The sequence below is a fragment of the Bradyrhizobium sp. dw_411 genome (assembly GCF_018449695.1).
Lineage (GTDB): Bacteria > Pseudomonadota > Alphaproteobacteria > Rhizobiales > Xanthobacteraceae > Bradyrhizobium.
In genome coordinates this window covers 169720-186749 of sequence record NZ_JAAVUY010000007.1, presented here as the reverse complement: position 1 = coordinate 186749, position 17030 = coordinate 169720, and the positions used below count along the sequence as shown (strand labels likewise).

Here is a 17030-nt window from a genome sequence, read left to right as displayed (position 1 = left end):
AGGCTCATCCCCTGCCTTCGCTGGTTAGCTCGGAGGAGATGGCCTGGTTGCGCTCGAGAAAGACGGTCGGCGCGCGGTGGCCGATCAGCCCGCGCGGCCGCCAGATCATCAACAGCACCATCGCGACGCCGAATACCAGCATGCGGTACTGGTCGAAGCCGCGAAACAGCTCAAAGCCGCCGATCATGGCCAGGGCGGCGAGAGCGACGCCGAGTTGCGATCCCATGCCGCCGAGCACGACGATCGCCAATATCAGCGCCGATTCCTGGAAGGTGAAGGATTCCGGGCTGATGAAGCCTTGTCGTGTCGCAAAGAACGCGCCGGCGAATCCGCCGAACATCGCGCCGGTGGCGAATGCGGTCAGTTTGGTCGTGGTGGTGTTGATGCCGAGCGCGCGGCAGGCCACTTCGTCTTCACGCAGCGCTTCCCAGGCGCGGCCGATCGGCAGGTGTCTCAGCCGGATCGTCACCCAGTTGGTCAGCAGCGCGAGCGCCAGGATCAGGTAAAACAGAAATACGATGCGATGGGTCGGCGAGAATTCGATGCCGAGCCGCGCAGCAAGGCCGTCATCGCCCGGGGTCAGCGGGATGCCGAAAAAACTCGGCCGCGGGATACCTGAAATGCCGTTGGGACCGCCGGTCAGGCTTTGCCAATTGATGATGACGAGACGGATGATCTCACCGAACGCCAGCGTCACGATGGCGAGATAGTCGCCGCGCAGCCGCAGCACCGGAAATCCCAGCAGCACGCCCCAGAACGCGGCGAGAATGCCGGCCAGCGGCAGGCAGACCCAGAATGACAGGCCGAAAGTGGTCGATAGCAGCGCATAAGAATAAGCGCCGACGGCATAGAACGCGACATAGCCGAGGTCGAGCAGCCCGGCGAGCCCGACCACCACGTTCAGCCCCCATCCCAGCATCACATAGGTCAGCACGAGGATGCCGAGATCGAGGATGTAGCGTTGATCGTAGAAGATCACCGGCACCAGAAAGGTGAAGATCAACAGCACCGGCGCGATGGCGCGCCGTCCGATCGCCATGGCGTTTTGTGCTGATGGTGGCACGATCCTGACGGTCTCGACCGGTCCCCACCATTGCCGCAGCAATTCAACGACAATGCTGCCGCCGAATACGATGGCGACCATCGAAGCGAGGTCGCCGAACCTGGTCCAGAAGATCAACTGCCCCGTCGGCCCGGCTTCAGTGCGGATACCGATCATCAGCGAAAACAGCACGAGCGCGACCAGCGCGCTGATCAGCGCTTTCTTGAAGATGAAGGCGATGCCGGGCACGCGCGAGAACGACGTCGGCTGGCTCGCGGGTGCTGTCACGCGCTCGTCCGTCAAACTTTTTCAACTTCGGGCCGGCCGAGCAGGCCTGTGGGCAGGAAAATCAAAACCACGATCAGGATCGAGAACGCGGCAACGTCCTTGTATTCGACGGAGAAATAGGCCGACCACATCGTCTCGATCAACCCGATCAACAGCCCGCCCAGCATCGCGCCGGGCAGTGAGCCGATGCCGCCGAGCACGGCCGCAGTGAACGCCTTGATGCCGGCGACGAAGCCCATGAAGAAATCCACCAAGCCGTAATACAGGAGGTACATCATGCCCGCGACCGCGGCGAGTGCCGCGCCGATCACGAACGTCATCGAGATGGTGCGGTCGACATCGACGCCGAGCAGCGCGGCCATGGTCTGGTCCTGTTCGCAGGCGCGCATGTCGCGGCCGAGCCGGGTCCGCGACACCAGCCAGGTGAAGATCGCCAGCAGCACGATGGTGGCGATGACGACGATGATCTGCACATTGGACAGCCGCACCACGAAACCTTCGCTGCCTTCATGCAGCGTGTAGCCGCCGGTGATGATCGGCGGCACCGGCTTGACGCGGGCGCCCTGTGCGATCTGCGAGTAGTTGATCAGCACAAAGGACATGCCGATCGCCGAGAGCATCGGGGCGAGGCGGAACGAGTGCCGCAGCGGCCGGTAGGCGATGCGCTCGATGGTCCAGCCGTAAAGAGCCGTAATCGCCATCGACACCAGGAGCACGATCAGCAGGATCACCGGGACGGCGGTCAGTCCCAGCGAGACCAGCAGCAGGAATGTGATCAGCGCGATGAAGCCGCCGATCATGAAAATATCGCCATGGGCGAAATTGATCATGCCGACGATGCCGTAGACCATGGTGTAGCCGATGGCGATCAGGCCGTAGATCGAGCCAAGGACGATGCCGTTGATCAGTTGCTGGGCGAAATAGTCCATGCGCTGCCGTTGTCTGGAGTACGCGCTTAACAATTACGCGGCGATGGCTCCGGCAGCCGGAACGACGCGTCGTGTGATTTTCTAACAGCGGGAACCGGGGGCGGCAACAGCGTGAGGTGGTCCCCAAGGGCTTGTACATAGCTAGTTCCGGGGGCCGGTTCCGCAGCCGTAATCCCCGGCCGTGCCGTGTCCCATGGGAACCGCGAATTTCATGCAACCAATCCCCGGTTTCGCGGTTGATCCCTGCGACATTCAACAAGGGAGATCCCGATGTCCAATCAGAACCAGAATCCGGGCCAGCAGAACCAGAATCCGGGTCAGAAACCCGGTCAGCAGCAAGGCGGTGGTCAGAAGCCCGGACAGCAGCAGCAAGACCCGAATCGTCAGCCCCAGAATCCCAATCAGCAGGGCAAGGGCGGTCGCTAGTTCTGAGCTCAGTTAAATTGAATCAGGAAGGTCCCGCCGCAAGGCGGGACTTTTCTTTTGAGTCCCGCGTATCCTCCCTTTGTCGTGTTCTTTCAGTGGCTTAATGCGCGATAACTCCGGCATTTCAGCGGACCGGCTGCGCGCTTCGGCAATCTGGACCTGATCGGGAACCTCCACTACGGTTCGTTCAAGCGGCAACGCCAATTCGATGGATTCCACCGTCGGGGCGTAACGACCGCGCGATATCAGGGAGAAAATGCCGATGAACATGACCCGCCGGGGTGTATTCGCGACCGCAGGGGCTGCTGCGACCGCCTTAGCTTTGCCGCAGCGCGCCAGCGCCCAGTCTTTCGATTTCAAGCCGAACCAGCGCTATCCCGATGCCGCCGTCGAGATTCTCGATCCGAGCTTCGCCAAATATCGCCTGTTCAGCAGTACCCTCGAACAGGTCGGCACGGGAATGCGATGGGCCGAGGGACCGGTCTGGTTCGGGGACGGCCGTTATGTGCTGGTCAGCGACATCCCGAACAATCGCATCATGCGCTACGACGAAGTCACCGGTCGTTTCGGCGTTTTTCGGCAGCCATCGAATTTCGCCAATGGCAACGCGCGCGATCGACAGGGCCGCCTGATCACCTGCGAGCATCTCACCCGCCGCGTCACGCGCACCGAATATGACGGCACCATCACGGTGCTGGCCGACAGCTTCAACGGCAAGCGCCTCAACTCGCCCAACGATATCGTGTGCAAGTCCGATGGATCGATCTGGTTCACCGACCCGCCGTTCGGCATTTCCGGTGAGTGGGAAGGCGACAAGGCGACGCCCGAATTGCCGCATTCGGTGTATCGCATCGCGCCCGACGGCAAACTCGGATTGGTCACCGCAGAACTTCAGGGCCCGAACGGGCTGGCGTTCTCGCCGGACGAAAAGAAGCTCTACATCATCGAATCGCGCGCGCAGCCCAACCGGCTGATCTGGTCTTTTGATGTCGGTGCCGATGGCGCGACGCTGTCCAACAAGACGAAACTTGTCGACGCCGAGGGGCCCGGCGCACTCGACGGATTTAAGGTCGATACCGACGGCAATTTGTGGTGCGGCTGGGGCAGCAATGGCTCGCCTTCCGCCAAGCCCGAAGAACTCGACGGCGTGAAGGTGTTCAATCCCGCAGGTAAAGCCATCGGCTTCATCCATCTGCCGGAGCGTTGTCCAAATCTAGTGTTCGGCGGTCCCAAAAAGAACCGCCTGTTCATGGCAAGCTGTCACTCGCTCTACGCGATGTATGTCGAAGCGCGCGGGGCGGTGTAATCGCTGCGGATTAGTCATTCTCGCCATTGATCCCGCTTGGCCGCGCTTTTTAATGCGGCCAAGCGCACGACCCGGTTCCGGAACTGGAACCAAAGCCGGGTGGCCATTAAGGTAAACAAAAGGTTTAAATTGCCCGTCGCAGTTTAAGCGCGTTACGTCGCCGCAGAAGCCGTGGCTCCCGGATGAGCCCGCGGACGAGCGGGAAGCGACATGTCCACAAACTGGCGGATCAGTTCATTCAATGGGGCGCTGCTGGCGGCCTATTTCATTCCGACCTGGACCATTATCGCATTCCGGATCATGGTTTCGCCGATCCATGGCCTTTACGAGCGGCCGAATATTTCGGTGGGATTGTTCATCAGCGACCATCTGCATCTGGCGGCGATGACCACGATTCGCTTTGCGTGGCTGTTTGCTTTGGGCCGGCTGACCGTCGTGGCGTTTTTCGCGATCTTCCTGGTTTTCATCACCCGCGCCTCGCTCCGCAAGGCCGGCGGCTGCGATGAAGCGCTGGGAATGGCACTCGCCATCGGCAGCGTGATCAGTTTTGCCAGCATGATCATGGCCTCGCAGGTCGGCGAGCCCGCCGCGATGCGGCTGCATGCGACGGAACTTCTGATGCTGCTCGGCACCGCGATCGTGCTGGTGCTGGAACGGCCTGTTCAACCCGTCACCAGCGTGACATCGGGCGATCTATCCCTCCAGCAGGTTGCCCTTCAGCAGCCCGAGCTCCCCTATAATCGCTGACGCTTCCTTGACGGCGTGGTTGGCCGCGGGCACGCCGCAATAGATCGCCTGCTGCAGCAGAATTTCCTTGATATCCTCCGGCGTGAAGCCGCCTTCCGACAGCGCGGCGCGGACATGCAGGCGGAATTCGTCCCATTGGCCGAGCGCGACCATGGTGCCGATCACCAGCACGCGCCGGGTGCGATGATCGAAATGCGGCCGGGTCCAGATTTCGCCCCAGGCATGGCGCGTGATCAGGTCGATGAATTCGCCGTTGAACGAATTCTTGTTGGCGATCGATTTGTCGACCCAGGCATCGCCGAGAACCTTGCGGCGCTGAGCCATACCGTCGTCGCGGCGTTGTTGGTCGTCCATTGATTTTCCTCTCTGTCATTGCGAGGAGCGAAGTTGCCAAGGGCGGTCATTCCGGGATGGTCCGAAGGACCAGACCCGGAATCTCGAGATTCCGGGTTCGATGCTGCGCATCGCCCCGGAATGACAATCTGGATGCTGCTGAAGGCAATGGTCTCGTTTAGGTTCAGCGTTGCGTCAGAAAACCGACCACGGCGTCGGTGAAGGCATGCGGTTGTTCGACATTGGAAATATGCGCGGCGTCGAGGATCGTTAAGGCCGCGCCGGGGATGTGGCTGCGAATGAATTCGCCGGCCGCAACGGGCGTCGACATGTCGTGACGGCCGGCGATCACCAGCGTCGGGCTCTTGATTTTAGGCAACAGCTCGCGCTGGTCGAGTGTGCTCAGCGCTTCGCAACAGGCGATATAACCCTCAACCGGCGTTGCGATCATCATCGCCTTCAGGTTCGCCGTGACCTGCGGTTCACGCTCACGGAAATCCGCGGTCAGCCAGGCGGCCATCACGGTATCGGCGATCGATGCCAGGCCGCCTTCCTTGACTGCCTTGATACGATTGAGCCAGTTGGTCGGATCGGGATAGTAGCAGGCGGTGTTGGCGAGAATGATCTTGCCGAAGCGTTCCGGCGCGTTGGCGCCCAGCCATTGTCCGACCATGCCGCCCATCGAGAGCCCGCACCAATGCGTCTTCTCGATGTTGAGATCGTCGAGGATCGCCAGCACATCGCGGCCGAAGCGCTCCATCGAATAGGGGCCGGGCGGCACGCCCGATTTGCCGTGGCCGCGCCGGTCATAACGGACCACGCGAAAGATCTGCTTGAGCGCCGCCATCTGCGGTTCCCACATCTGCATGGTCGAGCCCAGTGAATTCGACAGCATCAGGGTGGGACCGCTGTCGCGGCCTTCGACGGATACGTTGAGCAGGCAACCGTCGGCGTCGATCATGGGCATGGGAATTTCTCCTTCTGTCTTTTTATTTATCGTCGAGAGAGGCGAGCAGGCGATCGATCAGGGCTTGCGAGACGCCCTGATAGGCCATCGGCTCGAACAATTGCGTCAGTCGCTCCGCACTCAGATGCACGGCGACCTTGGTATCCTGCGCCAGCACGTCGCGCAGGCTTTTTTTGCCGGCGACGGCCTGCTTGCTTGCGGCCTCCACCAGATGATGGGCCTCGCTTTTGCCGATCTTTTCCGCCAGCGCCATCGTGATCGCTTCGGCCATGATCAATCCGTTGGTGGCGTCGAGATTGACGCGCATCCGCGCCGCATCGACTTCGAGGCCTTCGGCGATATCGACGATCCCAGCCAACGCGCCAGATGTGACAAGCAGCAGGCCGGGCAAGGTCGGCCATTCCGCATGCCACGGCCCGGCGCTGCGCTCGTGATCCTGGATCTGGGCTGCGAAAATTGTCGCGGCCAGATTCGGCGCCATCATGGCTGCCCCGAGCGCGGTGGCGGCGGCGACGGGGTTGCGCTTGTGCGGCATGGTGGAAGAGCCGCCGCGGCCTTCACCCGACGGCTCGAATGCCTCGGCGACATCGGTCTGCATCATCAACTGGATATCGCGGGCGATCTTGCCGCAGGTGCCAGAAAGAATTGCCAATACCGAGGCGGCTTCCGCGATGCGGTCGCGATGGGTATGCCACGGAGCATCCGGCAACGGCAGCTTGAGTTGCTGCGCGAGTTTTTCCGCGACCAGCAGTCCCTTGTCGCCGAGCGCGGCCAGGGTGCCGGCCGCACCGCCGAACTGCAGCGCCAGCGATTCGCGGCGCAGCCGTTGCAATCGTCCGCGCGAGCGATGCAGGGCGGCGGCATATTCGGCCAGCTTGAGGCCGAACGGCATCGGCAGGGCATGTTGCAGCCACGTGCGCGCCACCACGGGCGTGTTGCGATGCTGCCGTGCCAGTTCGGCAAAGCCCGCGATCGCGCGGCCGGTATCCGCCAGCAGCGCGTCGATGCCTGCGCGCAGCGTCAACATGGTGGTGGTGTCGATCACGTCCTGGCTGGTGGCGCCCCAATGCACGTAGCGCGCGGCCTCGGCATCGGCTTTGGCGACACCGGCGGTCAGCGCCTTGACAAGGGGGATAGCGAGATTGCCGGACCGCGTCGCGGCATCGGCCAAGGCGGCCAGATCGAACGCACCGGCATTGCAAGCTTTGGCGATCGGACCAGCCGCATTGGCCGGAATCACGCCCACCGCGGCCTCGGCGTGTGCAAGGGCCGCTTCAAACTCGAGCATGTTTTGAAGGTATGCCATATCGTCGCAGACCGCGCGCATGGCGGCGCTCGACAGCATGGGGGCGAGCAGGGGCGAAAGCGAGGCACTCATGATGCGCGCGACCTAACCACCCCCGCCAGCCTCTGCCAATCCCCAAGAATTTGTCTCCAGGAGCTTGCCCCCCGGGAAGTTCGGCCCCGGCATCAGCGCAGGCCTTTTTGCGCTGCGAATATGCATCGCTCCTCGTCCACCGATCCCCTTTCATTTGGCCGTTGCGTGCTTTACTTGGGGAATGAGGCAGTAAGCGACCCCGGAGGCACCATCATGGCCATGACGATGAACGGCGAAGTCCAGTTAGCGGCGCCGCGCGAGGCCGTATGGACCAAATTGAACGATCCGGATGTGCTCAAGGCGTGCATCCCCGGATGCGAGGAGCTGGAGAAAACCGAGGACAATGGCTTCCGCGCCGTCGCCAAGATGAAGGTCGGGCCGGTGTCCGCCCGCTTCAAGGGCCGGGTCACGCTGAGCGATCTCGACCCGCCGAACGGCTACAAGATCTCGGGCGAAGGCGAGGGCGGCGTCGCCGGCTTTGCCAAGGGCGGTGCCACGGTGGCGCTGGCCGAAAAGGATGGCGGCACGCTGTTGACCTATGACGTCGAGGCGCAGATCGGCGGCAAGCTGGCTCAGCTCGGCCAGCGGTTGATCAACGGTTCGGCCAAGAAACTGGCGGACGAGTTTTTCGCGAATTTTGCCAAGGCGGTGCAGGGCTAACTAATCCGGGGCCAGCAAGATTCGACGCTTGACCGCGCCGGATCACGCCTGCGTCCCGGTAGGCAAGTCATATCAGGCCCATGCCGCCTTGAGGTTGCTCATTGCCGGGATGGCCCATAATATGGCCCTTGGAATGGTTCTATTGACTGTGCCGCCGATATGCGACGGGACAGCAAACGAGAGTGCTGAATGGCCAAAATCTCCCTGATCGTGAACGGCAACCCCGTCAAAGCGAATATCGATCCCCGCACCCTGCTGGTGCAATTCCTGCGCGAGAATCTGCGGCTGACCGGCACCCATGTCGGCTGCGACACGTCGCAGTGCGGCGCTTGTGTCGTGCATCTCGACGGCAAGGCCGTCAAATCCTGCACCACGCTTGCGGTCATGGCGGACGGGCACGAGGTCAAGACCATCGAGGGCCTCGCCGCCGATGGCGGTCCGCTTCATCCGATGCAGGAAGCGTTTCGTGAACATCACGGCCTGCAATGCGGCTTTTGCACCCCGGGCATGATCATGACCGCGGTCGATATCGTCCACCGCAAGGGCCACGATCTCAGTGACCACACGATCCGCGAGGAACTCGAAGGCAATCTGTGCCGCTGTACCGGTTACCAGAATATCGTTCTCTCGATCGCGGCCGGCGCCAAGGCGATGGCCAACTCCGATCTCGCGTAACCGATATCAGCGCACGGCGATTAGGGATTACTCATGTACGAATTTACATATCATCGTCCCGCGACGGTGCGACAGGCCGCCAATCTCCTGATCAAGAATGAAGACGCCAAGCTGATTGCCGGTGGGCACACGTTGGTGCCGGTCATGAAGCAGCGGCTCGCGAGCCCGCCGCATCTGGTCGATCTCTCGCACATCGAAGGCCTCGACGGCATCGAGATCAAGGGCCGCGCGCTGGTGATCGGCGCCACCGCCAAACATGCCGACGTTGCCAATTCGGCCATTGTCGGCGAGGCGATCCCGGCGCTGGCCGAACTCGCCGGCCTGATTGGCGATCCCGCGGTCCGCCATAAAGGCACCATCGGCGGCTCGCTCGCCAACAACGATCCGACCGCTGATTATCCCGCGGCATGCCTCGCACTCGGCGCCACCATCGTCACCAACAAGCGGCGTCTGAAGCCCGAGGAGTTTTTCCAGGGCCTGTTCACGACCGCGCTTGAGAGCGACGAAATCATCACCAAAGTGATGTTCCCGGTGCCCAAGAAGGCCGCCTATATCAAGTTTCGCAACCAGGCGTCGCGCTATGCGCTGGTCGGGGTTTTCGTTGCCAAGCGTCCATCGGATGTGCGCCTCGCCGTCACCGGCGCCGGCTCGGACGGCGTGTTCCGCGTCACTGCTTTCGAGGAGGCCTTGAAGAAGCGGTTTTCGCCCAAAGCGCTGGATGGCCTATCGGTACCGGCAGCAGGCCTCAACAGCGACCTGCACGGCAGCGCCGAATATCGCGCGCATCTGATCTCGGTACTCGCACGCCGCGCCGTTGAAGCTGCGACCGGCAAAGCCTGACATTGCGGTATCCAGCGCATCAAGACGGTTTTCTCCCGGGACGGTTTTCTCCCGAGCCGTTTTCTGCAATGAGTTCTCGCGCATGGTGCATCGGCCATGAATGATCAGGCGCTGCCTACCTCCGTCGATGCGATGCTCGAACTCTTGACCTCGCGCGGTTACCTCGCCGAGCGTTCGCTGGCGACGGTGACATATCTCTCGCTGCGGATGGGCCGGCCGCTGTTTCTCGAAGGCGAAGCCGGTGTCGGCAAGACCGAAATCGCCAAGGTGTTGTCGGCCGCGCTGGGGCGAAAACTGATCCGGCTGCAATGCTATGAAGGTCTCGACGTTGCGTCGGCGGTTTATGAATGGAACAGCGCGGCGCAGATGATTGCGATCCGGCTGGCGGAAGCCGCCGGCGATACCGATCGCGACCAGCTCTCCTCGGATATCTTCGCCGAGCGCTATCTGATCAAGCGGCCGCTGCTGCAGGCGCTGGAGCCGGATGTGGCCGGTGCGCCGGTGCTCCTGATCGACGAGCTCGATCGCGCCGACGAAGCCTTCGAGGCGTATCTTTTGGAAATCCTCTCGGATTTCCAGGTCACGATTCCCGAACTCGGCACGGTAAAGGCGCCGCAGCCGCCGATTGTGATCGTCACTTCGAATCGCACCCGCGAAATCCACGACGCGTTGAAGCGCCGCTGTCTCTATCACTGGGTGGATTATCCCAGCGCCGAACGCGAACTCGCGATCGTTAAATCGCGCGTGCCGGGCATTTCAGCGAAACTGTCGCGGCAGGTCGTCAGCTTCGTGCAGGCGCTGCGCGATCAGGATTTCTACAAGTCGCCGGGCGTCGCCGAAACCATCGACTGGGCCACTGCATTGACCGAACTCGATGCCCGCTCGCTGACCCCCCAGGTGGTCGGCGATACCCTTGGGGCGTTGTTGAAGTACCAGGACGATATCGCTCGGATGCAGGGCGATGCGTTGCAGAAGGTTTTGAAGGAAACGACGGGCGACTGACTGTCATTCCGGGGCGTCGCGTAGCGACGAATCCGGAATCCAGAGATTGTACCGCGAGATTCCGGGTTCGCGCTTCGCGCGCCCCGGCATGACGGCATAGATTGGTCTAACATGACACCTACCCCCGTCACCGGCCTGATCTCGGACAATGTCGTCGGCTTTGCCCGCGCGTTGCGGGCGGCCGGGATTCCGGTCGGGCCGGGCGCTGTGATCGATGCCTTGAATGCGCTGCAGGTGATCGAGATCGGCAACCGCGCCGATGTCTTCACGACGCTGGAAGCCGTGTTCGTCAAGCGCCACGAGCATGCATTGGTCTTCGCGCAGGCGTTCGATCTGTTTTTTCGCGCCGCGGAAGACTGGAAGCATATGCTGGATTCGGTGCCGCTGCCGGATCAGGCGAAGAAAAAGCCGCCGCCGGCTTCACGCCGGGTCCAGGAGGCGTTCGCGCAGCCTCAGATGACCGAAGCACCCCAGGCAGAGGAGCAGGAACTCCGGCTCTCGGTCTCCGACAGGGAGGTGCTGCAGAAAAAGGATTTCGCGCAGATGAGCGCGGCCGAAATCGCCGCCGTCACCCGCGCCATCGCCGAGATGAAGTTGCCGCAGGCCGAATTGCGCACCCGCCGTTACCAGCCGGACCGGCGGGGCCTGCGGCTCGACCTGCGCCGCACGCTCCGGGGCAGTCTGCGCACCGGCGGCGACATCATCGATATCCATCGGCTGGGGCGGATCGACAAGCCGGCGCCGATCGTGGCGCTGCTCGATATATCCGGCTCGATGAGCGAATATACCCGGTTGTTCCTGCATTTCCTGCATGCCATCACCGATGCCCGCAAGCGGGTTTCGGTGTTCCTGTTCGGCACACGGCTGACCAATGTGACGCGGGCGCTGCGGGCACGGGATCCCGACGAGGCGCTGGCCAGTTGTTCGCTGAGCGTGGAGGACTGGGCCGGCGGTACCCGGATCGCGACCTCGCTGCATAGTTTCAACAAGCTCTGGGGCCGGCGCGTGCTCGGGCAGGGCGCCATTGTGCTGTTGATTTCCGACGGGCTGGAGCGCGAGGCCGACGCCAAGCTGGCCTTCGAGATGGACCGGCTGCACAGATCCTGCCGCCGCTTGATCTGGCTCAATCCGCTTTTGCGTTATGGTGGTTTTGAAGCCAAGGCGCAGGGCATCAAAATGATGCTGCCCCACGTTGACGAATTCCGTCCGGTACATAATTTGAGTTCAATCGAGGGGCTGATTGCGGCACTTTCCTCAGGTCTATCGCCGCGCCACGCCAGCCACATCCGCCCCGCAGCTTGAAAGAGGCTCCTATGCTCGATCGCGACGAAGATATTCTCAAAGCGGCGGAGGACTGGCAGAAGGCCGGTCATGGCGTCGCGTTGGCGACCGTGGTCGATACCTGGGGCTCGGCGCCGCGGCCGGCCGGCTCCAGCCTTGTGATCAATGACGACGGCACGTTTCTGGGCTCGGTCTCCGGCGGCTGTGTCGAGGGTGCGGTGGTCACCGAGGCGCTCGATGTGATCGCCAGCGGTCAGCCAAAAATGCTTGAATTCGGCGTTGCCGATGAGACCGCATGGAATGTCGGCCTGTCCTGCGGCGGTACCATCCGTGTGTTCGTCGAGAAAGTCGGGTAATCGTGAAACTTGAGACCCTCGCGGAAGTCAATGTGGAACGCGCCGCGCGCCGGCCGGTGATCCTGATCACCGATACCGCCAATGGCGAGCAGCGCCTCGTCAAAGCCAAAGATATCGCCAGCGATGCACTGCGCGCCGAACTGACAAAACAATTGCGCATGGGCAAGAGCGGCTCGATCGAGGTTGAAGGCAAGAAACTGTTTCTCAATGTCTATGCGCCGACCGCCAAGCTCGTGATCATCGGCGCGGTTCATATCAGCCAGGCGCTGGCGCCGCTGGCGCGCTCGCTCGGTTATGACGTGACCGTGGTGGATCCGCGCACGGCTTTCGCCAGCCCCGAGCGATTTCCCGATGTGCCGCTGGTCGCCGAATGGCCTGATGTGGCGCTGCCGCCGCTCAAGGTCGATCACTACACGGCGTTCGTTGCGGTGACGCATGATCCCAAGATCGACGATCCGGCCTTGCTGCACGCCTTTGAGCGCGACTGCTTCTATATCGGCGCGCTCGGCTCGCGAAAGACCCATGCCAAGCGCGGCGATCGATTGAAGGCCCAGGGTGCCACCGATGCGGACATCGCCCGCATCCACGCGCCGATCGGTCTGAATATTGGCGCGGTGTCGCCGTCCGAGATTGCGGTCTCGATCATGGCCGAGATCACCGCGCAGTTAAGACTGCCGAAAGAAAGTGCTGCATGAAATTCGGTCCCGCCAGCCCGGCGGACGCAATCGGCGGCGTCACCGTTCATACGTTGCGCCAGGGCCCGCTGGTGCTCAAGAAGGGCACCACGATCGGCCCGGTTGAAGCCGAGGCGCTGAGCCGCGCCGGCGTCAAGGAAATCGTCGTGGTGCGGCTCGAGGAAGGCGACGTCTCGGAGGATGTCGCAGCCGCCAGCATTGCACAGGCCGTTGCGGGCGAGGGCATCACGGTCGAGCGCGCCTTCACCGGCCGCGCCAATCTGTTCGCGGCCGGGGCCGGTGTGCTGGTGGTGGACCGCGCGGCGGTCGATCGCATCAACGGCGTCGATGAAGCCATCACCTTCGCCACGCTGGCCGCTTACAAGCCGGTGGTCGAAGGCGAGATGGTCGCGACCGTGAAGCTCATTCCGTTCGGGGTCGAAGCGAAGCTGCGCGACGCCGCCGTGGCAGCGACCGGTGGCGACGCATTGCGCATCGCGCCCTATACCGTCAAGCGCGTCGGTGTGATCTCGACCCTGCTGCCGGGGCTGGCGCCCAAGGTGATTGAAAAAACCCTGCGGGTCACCGCGGACCGGCTGGCCCCCGCCGGCGCCACCATCATCGCGGAGCGCCGGGTGCGGCATGACGAGACGGTGCTGGCGGCGGCGATCAAGGAATTGCTCGGCCTTGGTGCAGAGCTTGTGATCGTGTTCGGTGCGTCTGCGATCGCCGACCGGCGCGATGTCATTCCGGCCGCCGTCACCCGCATCGGCGGCGCCATCGAGCATTTCGGCATGCCGGTCGATCCCGGCAATCTGCTGTTGATCGCCAATGCCGGCGGCGTTCCGATATTGGGCGCGCCGGGCTGTGCACGTTCGCCTGTAGAGAACGGCTTCGATTGGGTGCTGACGCGCCTGCTCGCGGGACTGAAGGTCACGCGCGGCGAACTCACGGTCATGGGCGTCGGCGGGCTGCTGATGGAAATCGTGACCCGGCCTCAGCCACGCGAGAATTTTGAAGCCGACGGCAACCGCAACGTCGCGGCGATCATTCTGGCGGCCGGACGCTCGACCCGGATGGGCGGTCCCAACAAGCTTCTCGCCGACCTCGGCGGCAAGCCGCTGGTCCGGACCGTGACCGAACAAGCGCTGGCCTCGAAGGCCCAAAGCGTGATCGTCGTTACCGGCCATCAGGCCGAGCAGGTCGAGAAAGCGCTGCAAGGGCTAAAGGTGAAATTCGTCCGCAATCCCGACTTCGCCGAGGGGTTGGCAAGCTCCGTCAAGGCAGGGGTCGCGGCGGTGGCTGACAATGCCGACGGCGCGGTGATTTGTCTTGGCGACATGCCGCTGATCTCGTCGAACCTGATCGACCGGCTGATCGAAGCTTTTGCGCCGGACCGCGGTCATCTCATTGCGGTGCCGGTCAGCGATAACAAGCGCGGCAATCCGGTATTGTGGTCGCGCCGCTTCTTCAACGAGTTGATGACGCTCAACGGCGATATCGGCGCCCGTCATTTGATCGCGCGCCATAGCGAAGCGGTGGCGGAAGTCCCGGTCGAAGGCTTTGGCGCGTTTCTCGATATCGATACGCCCCAGACGCTGGAAGCGGCGCGGCGGGGTGAGGCCCTCATCACGCCGTAAAGCGCGCTTTTCAATCGCCTGTTCACCAAGTTGAAACGTCCTCTCCCTAGATTTGCGCCGGGATTTGTGGGCTCGGGGAGTGGATCTTGAGGTTTTCGACCGCTGCGCAGCGCCGCGCGATGCTTGTTTTTGTCCTGACGTTGGCCGTGGCCGGGACGCGATTCGTAACGGAATCATGGGCGGCGGGCGCGTTCGCGATCGGCAAATGCGGCGCCTATGGCCAGGCCTATGATTTTGCCGGCGAGGCCGATGCGCGCGCCGCGGCGCGCAAGCAATGCAAGGGCGACTGCGCCACCACCGTAACCATGAGGCATTCTTGCGCTGCGTTCGCGGTCGATATGGCCAATCCCTGCGGCGCCCACGGCTATGCGGTCAAGCCGCATATTTCGAGCTCGCTCAATGCCGCCACGCGCAAATGCTACGAATTCGGCGGCAAGGAATGCGTGATCCGCGCCTGGGCCTGCGACGCCAAGGGGTAATTTTTATCCCCCGTCATTCCGGGGCGCATCGAAGATGCGAACCTCAGACGTGCGATTGCACATCGGGGAATCTCGAGCGAGTTATCCGGGTATTGTGTAAATCATATCGAGATTCCGGGTTCGGCGCTAAGCGCGCCGCCCCGGAATGACGACGGGAAAAACACACCATGCAATTCGACACCAAGATCGCGGTCGTGATTCGAACCGACCTGGAAGCGTGGCAGAAGCTCAACGTCGCTTCATTCCTGGCCGGTGGCATCGCGGCGGCGTTTCCGGAATGTATCGGCGAGCCCTATGGCGACGGCTCGGGGACGCAATATTTGTCACTGATCGGCCAGCCGATCCTGATCTATGGCGCCGACCGTGCGGCGCTGAGCCGCGCGCTGGAGCGGGCACTGGCGCGGAACGTCACGCCGGCGGTTTATACCGAGGATATGTTCAAGACGACGCATGACGCGGCCAACCGCGAGGTGGTCAAGGCCGTGATCCGCGCCGAGCTCAATCTGGTGGGCTTGGCGATGCGCGCCGAACGCAAAGTCATTGACAAGATCGTCGATGGGTTGAAGTTTCACGCCTGACGGTCTGTTTGAATGATGCGCGCCGGCTTGAAAGGCGCGCGCCACATCGGGAAATCCGCAACATGATGCGATCACGCCGGTTGCATGGATGACGTCTCTCGAAAGCCACGGGATGACGGTGTTGCGGCGCTTGCTGGGGCGGCATGACCGCTCGCTGGTACCGGCCGGCTTCCGCGACGCCCTGACCCGCGAAATCCTTCTGACCGAAATCTTGCGCGTCAAGGCGGTCATCGTCACCGTCTCGCTGCTGGTTGCGGTCTTGACCGTGATTTTTTTGGTCGCACCTTCGGGACTGATGAAAATCTCGCACGGCCAGTTTAGTGTGGCTCGGCTGTATGCGGTTTATACTCCGTTCATACTGGCTGAATTGTGGGTTCTACGTCTGATTACGCGGCGGATGGCGCTGCACGGCGATATCCCGACATTGCGGCGCTATATGTCCGCTCTGGTCGAGACCAGCCTTCCGACATTCGTGCTCTATCTGCATATGAACTGGATGGGCCCGGCGGAGGCGCTGGGATTCGTGGCGCCCTTGGCCTATTTCGTCTTCATCATTCTTTCGACCCTGCGGCTGGATTTCTGGATCTCCACCTTCACCGGCTTCGTGGCCGCTGCGGAACTGCTCGCGATGGCGATGTGGTATCACCCGGCGGCCTTTGCCGGCGAACCCGCACCGGAATTCGACTTCCAATTGATTCGCTGCGCGATGTTTCTGATCGGCGGCATATTGGCGGGCTCGGTCGGCGTTCAACTGCGGCATCAGTTCGAGGCCAGCATCGCGGCCGCCACCGCGCGCGACCGCGTCACCAATCTGTTCGGCCAGCATGTTTCGCCTGAAGTGGTCGAGCGGTTGATGGTGGAGGGCGCCTCTACCGCCAGCGAGATCCGCCGCGTCGCGGTCATGTTCGTCGACTTTCGCAGCTTTACCGCAGCGGCTCGCCTGCGGCCCCCGCAGGAAGTGGTCGAGCGTCTCGATGGCGCCTTCGCCGTGCTGGTGGAAATCCTGGACCGGCATGGTGGCATCGTGAACAAGTTCCTGGGCGACGGATTTCTGGCCTTGTTCAACGCCCCTTTCGAGGTGCCCGGGGCTGCACAGCACGCGGTCGCGGCGGCGCGCGAGATGCTGGCCGCGATGGAGCGCATCAACGAAGCGACGACGTGGCCGCTGCGCATCGGGATCGGCCTTCATTTCGGTGAAGTGGTCGCCGGCAATATCGGCTCGCCCCGGCGCAAGGAATACACGGTCATTGGCGATACCGTGAATTTCGCCGCGCGGCTTGAGGCCCTCAACAAGCAATTCAATTCGCAATTGCTGATTTCAGCCGCGGTTCACGATGCGCTGGGCGAGGCGGGCGACGATGCGGTGTCGCTCGGCGCGGTCGAGATCAAAGGCTATGACCGGCCGATGACGGTGTGGCAGTTGGGATAG

20 protein-coding genes are annotated in these 17030 nt (G+C 62.6%); 14 read left to right on the top strand and 6 right to left on the bottom strand.

The window, feature by feature from the left end; translation table 11 throughout:
- Window positions 1-4: 4 nt before the first annotated feature.
- Together livM and HB676_RS14210 are read right to left on the bottom strand one after the other, a co-directional pair.
- Window positions 5-1330, bottom strand: coding sequence for a high-affinity branched-chain amino acid ABC transporter permease LivM (gene livM, locus HB676_RS14215; protein ID WP_213738439.1), 1326 nt, complete (start codon window positions 1328-1330; stop codon window positions 5-7).
- An 11-nt stretch (window positions 1331-1341) separates the two neighbouring features.
- Window positions 1342-2259 (bottom strand): branched-chain amino acid ABC transporter permease LivH, encoded by a 918-nt coding sequence (locus tag HB676_RS14210; RefSeq protein ID WP_213738438.1) that lies wholly within the window; start codon window positions 2257-2259, stop codon window positions 1342-1344.
- Between the two features lie 270 nt (window positions 2260-2529).
- On the opposite strand from HB676_RS14210, the gene HB676_RS14205 reads away from it, so the two are divergent.
- Window positions 2530-2685 carry a hypothetical protein gene (locus HB676_RS14205; protein ID WP_213738437.1) on the top strand — a complete coding sequence of 52 codons (156 nt, stop codon included), beginning with the start codon at window positions 2530-2532 and terminating at the stop codon, window positions 2683-2685.
- 12 nt (window positions 2686-2697) lie between these two features.
- Here the strand turns inward: HB676_RS14205 and HB676_RS14200 are convergent, their stop codons facing one another.
- Window positions 2698-2955, bottom strand: coding sequence for a hypothetical protein (locus tag HB676_RS14200; RefSeq protein WP_213738436.1), 258 nt, complete (start codon window positions 2953-2955; stop codon window positions 2698-2700).
- Between HB676_RS14200 and HB676_RS14195 the strand changes: the two genes are divergently transcribed.
- Together HB676_RS14195 and HB676_RS14190 are read left to right on the top strand one after the other, a co-directional pair.
- Window positions 2948-3991 carry an SMP-30/gluconolactonase/LRE family protein gene (locus HB676_RS14195; protein WP_213738435.1) on the top strand — a complete coding sequence of 348 codons (1044 nt, stop codon included), beginning with the start codon at window positions 2948-2950 and terminating at the stop codon, window positions 3989-3991. The genes HB676_RS14200 and HB676_RS14195 overlap by 8 nt on opposite strands.
- A 210-nt stretch (window positions 3992-4201) precedes the next feature.
- On the top strand, window positions 4202-4738 hold the full coding sequence (locus tag HB676_RS14190; RefSeq protein WP_249780240.1) for a hypothetical protein: 537 nt from the start codon (window positions 4202-4204) through the stop codon (window positions 4736-4738).
- Here the strand turns inward: HB676_RS14190 and HB676_RS14185 are convergent.
- The 3 genes from HB676_RS14185 to HB676_RS14175 form a co-directional block, all read right to left on the bottom strand.
- The gene (locus HB676_RS14185; RefSeq protein WP_213738434.1) at window positions 4685-5092 is read right to left on the bottom strand and encodes a carboxymuconolactone decarboxylase family protein; all 408 of its coding nucleotides are present in this window, start codon (window positions 5090-5092) and stop codon (window positions 4685-4687) included. The two genes, HB676_RS14190 and HB676_RS14185, sit on opposite strands and share 54 nt — an antisense overlap.
- 163 nt (window positions 5093-5255) lie before the next feature.
- On the bottom strand, window positions 5256-6038 hold the full coding sequence (gene pcaD, locus HB676_RS14180; RefSeq protein WP_213738433.1) for a 3-oxoadipate enol-lactonase: 783 nt from the start codon (window positions 6036-6038) through the stop codon (window positions 5256-5258).
- A 22-nt stretch (window positions 6039-6060) separates the two neighbouring features.
- On the bottom strand, window positions 6061-7416 hold the full coding sequence (locus HB676_RS14175) for a 3-carboxy-cis,cis-muconate cycloisomerase (RefSeq protein WP_213738432.1): 1356 nt from the start codon (window positions 7414-7416) through the stop codon (window positions 6061-6063).
- Between the two features lie 213 nt (window positions 7417-7629).
- Here HB676_RS14175 and HB676_RS14170 point away from each other — a divergent pair, with 213 nt between their 5' ends.
- From HB676_RS14170 to HB676_RS14120, 11 genes are all read left to right on the top strand, one after another.
- Window positions 7630-8076 (top strand): carbon monoxide dehydrogenase subunit G, encoded by a 447-nt coding sequence (locus HB676_RS14170; RefSeq protein WP_213738431.1) that lies wholly within the window; start codon window positions 7630-7632, stop codon window positions 8074-8076.
- 189 nt (window positions 8077-8265) lie between these two features.
- The gene (locus tag HB676_RS14165) at window positions 8266-8751 is read left to right on the top strand and encodes a (2Fe-2S)-binding protein (RefSeq protein WP_213738430.1); all 486 of its coding nucleotides are present in this window, start codon (window positions 8266-8268) and stop codon (window positions 8749-8751) included.
- A gap of 33 nt (window positions 8752-8784) precedes the next feature.
- Complete coding sequence (locus HB676_RS14160) at window positions 8785-9591, top strand: xanthine dehydrogenase family protein subunit M (protein WP_213738429.1); 807 nt, start codon at window positions 8785-8787, stop codon at window positions 9589-9591.
- Between the two features lie 96 nt (window positions 9592-9687).
- A complete protein-coding gene (locus HB676_RS14155) occupies window positions 9688-10593 on the top strand; it encodes a MoxR family ATPase (protein WP_213738428.1) in 906 nt (301 codons plus the stop codon).
- Between the two features lie 111 nt (window positions 10594-10704).
- Window positions 10705-11895, top strand: coding sequence for a VWA domain-containing protein (locus HB676_RS14150; RefSeq protein WP_213738427.1), 1191 nt, complete (start codon window positions 10705-10707; stop codon window positions 11893-11895).
- Between the two features lie 11 nt (window positions 11896-11906).
- Complete coding sequence (locus HB676_RS14145) at window positions 11907-12230, top strand: XdhC family protein (protein WP_213738426.1); 324 nt, start codon at window positions 11907-11909, stop codon at window positions 12228-12230.
- 2 nt (window positions 12231-12232) lie between these two features.
- Entirely contained in the window at window positions 12233-12925 is a 693-nt protein-coding gene (locus HB676_RS14140) for an XdhC family protein (RefSeq protein WP_213738425.1), read from the top strand.
- Entirely contained in the window at window positions 12922-14544 is a 1623-nt protein-coding gene (locus HB676_RS14135) for a molybdopterin-binding/glycosyltransferase family 2 protein (RefSeq protein ID WP_213738424.1), read from the top strand. Before HB676_RS14140 ends, HB676_RS14135 begins: the two co-directional genes overlap by 4 nt.
- Window positions 14545-14663: 119 nt before the next feature.
- Entirely contained in the window at window positions 14664-15023 is a 360-nt protein-coding gene (locus tag HB676_RS14130) for a DUF4189 domain-containing protein (RefSeq protein WP_213738598.1), read from the top strand.
- A 167-nt stretch (window positions 15024-15190) separates the two neighbouring features.
- Window positions 15191-15601 (top strand): DUF2000 family protein, encoded by a 411-nt coding sequence (locus HB676_RS14125; protein WP_213738423.1) that lies wholly within the window; start codon window positions 15191-15193, stop codon window positions 15599-15601.
- Between the two features lie 112 nt (window positions 15602-15713).
- Window positions 15714-17030, top strand: coding sequence for an adenylate/guanylate cyclase domain-containing protein (locus tag HB676_RS14120; protein WP_213738597.1), 1317 nt, complete (start codon window positions 15714-15716; stop codon window positions 17028-17030).

Bases quoted from the DNA above. Each gene is read 5' to 3' on its own strand.
- HB676_RS14120 (WP_213738597.1), top strand. From the start codon at position 15,714: ATGACGGTGTTGCGGCGCTTGCTGGGGCGGCATGACCGCTCGCTGGTA.
- HB676_RS14205 (WP_213738437.1), top strand. From the start codon at position 2,530: ATGTCCAATCAGAACCAGAATCCGGGCCAGCAGAACCAGAATCCGGGT.
- HB676_RS14210 (WP_213738438.1), bottom strand. From the start codon at position 2,259: ATGGACTATTTCGCCCAGCAACTGATCAACGGCATCGTCCTTGGCTCG.
- HB676_RS14135 (WP_213738424.1), top strand. From the start codon at position 12,922: ATGAAATTCGGTCCCGCCAGCCCGGCGGACGCAATCGGCGGCGTCACC.
- HB676_RS14200 (WP_213738436.1), bottom strand. From the start codon at position 2,955: ATGTTCATCGGCATTTTCTCCCTGATATCGCGCGGTCGTTACGCCCCG.
- HB676_RS14160 (WP_213738429.1), top strand. From the start codon at position 8,785: ATGTACGAATTTACATATCATCGTCCCGCGACGGTGCGACAGGCCGCC.
- HB676_RS14150 (WP_213738427.1), top strand. From the start codon at position 10,705: ATGACACCTACCCCCGTCACCGGCCTGATCTCGGACAATGTCGTCGGC.
- HB676_RS14170 (WP_213738431.1), top strand. From the start codon at position 7,630: ATGGCCATGACGATGAACGGCGAAGTCCAGTTAGCGGCGCCGCGCGAG.
- HB676_RS14155 (WP_213738428.1), top strand. From the start codon at position 9,688: ATGAATGATCAGGCGCTGCCTACCTCCGTCGATGCGATGCTCGAACTC.
- HB676_RS14175 (WP_213738432.1), bottom strand. From the start codon at position 7,416: ATGAGTGCCTCGCTTTCGCCCCTGCTCGCCCCCATGCTGTCGAGCGCC.
- HB676_RS14130 (WP_213738598.1), top strand. From the start codon at position 14,664: ATGCTTGTTTTTGTCCTGACGTTGGCCGTGGCCGGGACGCGATTCGTA.
- pcaD (WP_213738433.1), bottom strand. From the start codon at position 6,038: ATGCCCATGATCGACGCCGACGGTTGCCTGCTCAACGTATCCGTCGAA.
- HB676_RS14145 (WP_213738426.1), top strand. From the start codon at position 11,907: ATGCTCGATCGCGACGAAGATATTCTCAAAGCGGCGGAGGACTGGCAG.
- HB676_RS14195 (WP_213738435.1), top strand. From the start codon at position 2,948: ATGAACATGACCCGCCGGGGTGTATTCGCGACCGCAGGGGCTGCTGCG.
- HB676_RS14125 (WP_213738423.1), top strand. From the start codon at position 15,191: ATGCAATTCGACACCAAGATCGCGGTCGTGATTCGAACCGACCTGGAA.
- HB676_RS14190 (WP_249780240.1), top strand. From the start codon at position 4,202: ATGTCCACAAACTGGCGGATCAGTTCATTCAATGGGGCGCTGCTGGCG.
- HB676_RS14165 (WP_213738430.1), top strand. From the start codon at position 8,266: ATGGCCAAAATCTCCCTGATCGTGAACGGCAACCCCGTCAAAGCGAAT.
- HB676_RS14185 (WP_213738434.1), bottom strand. From the start codon at position 5,092: ATGGACGACCAACAACGCCGCGACGACGGTATGGCTCAGCGCCGCAAG.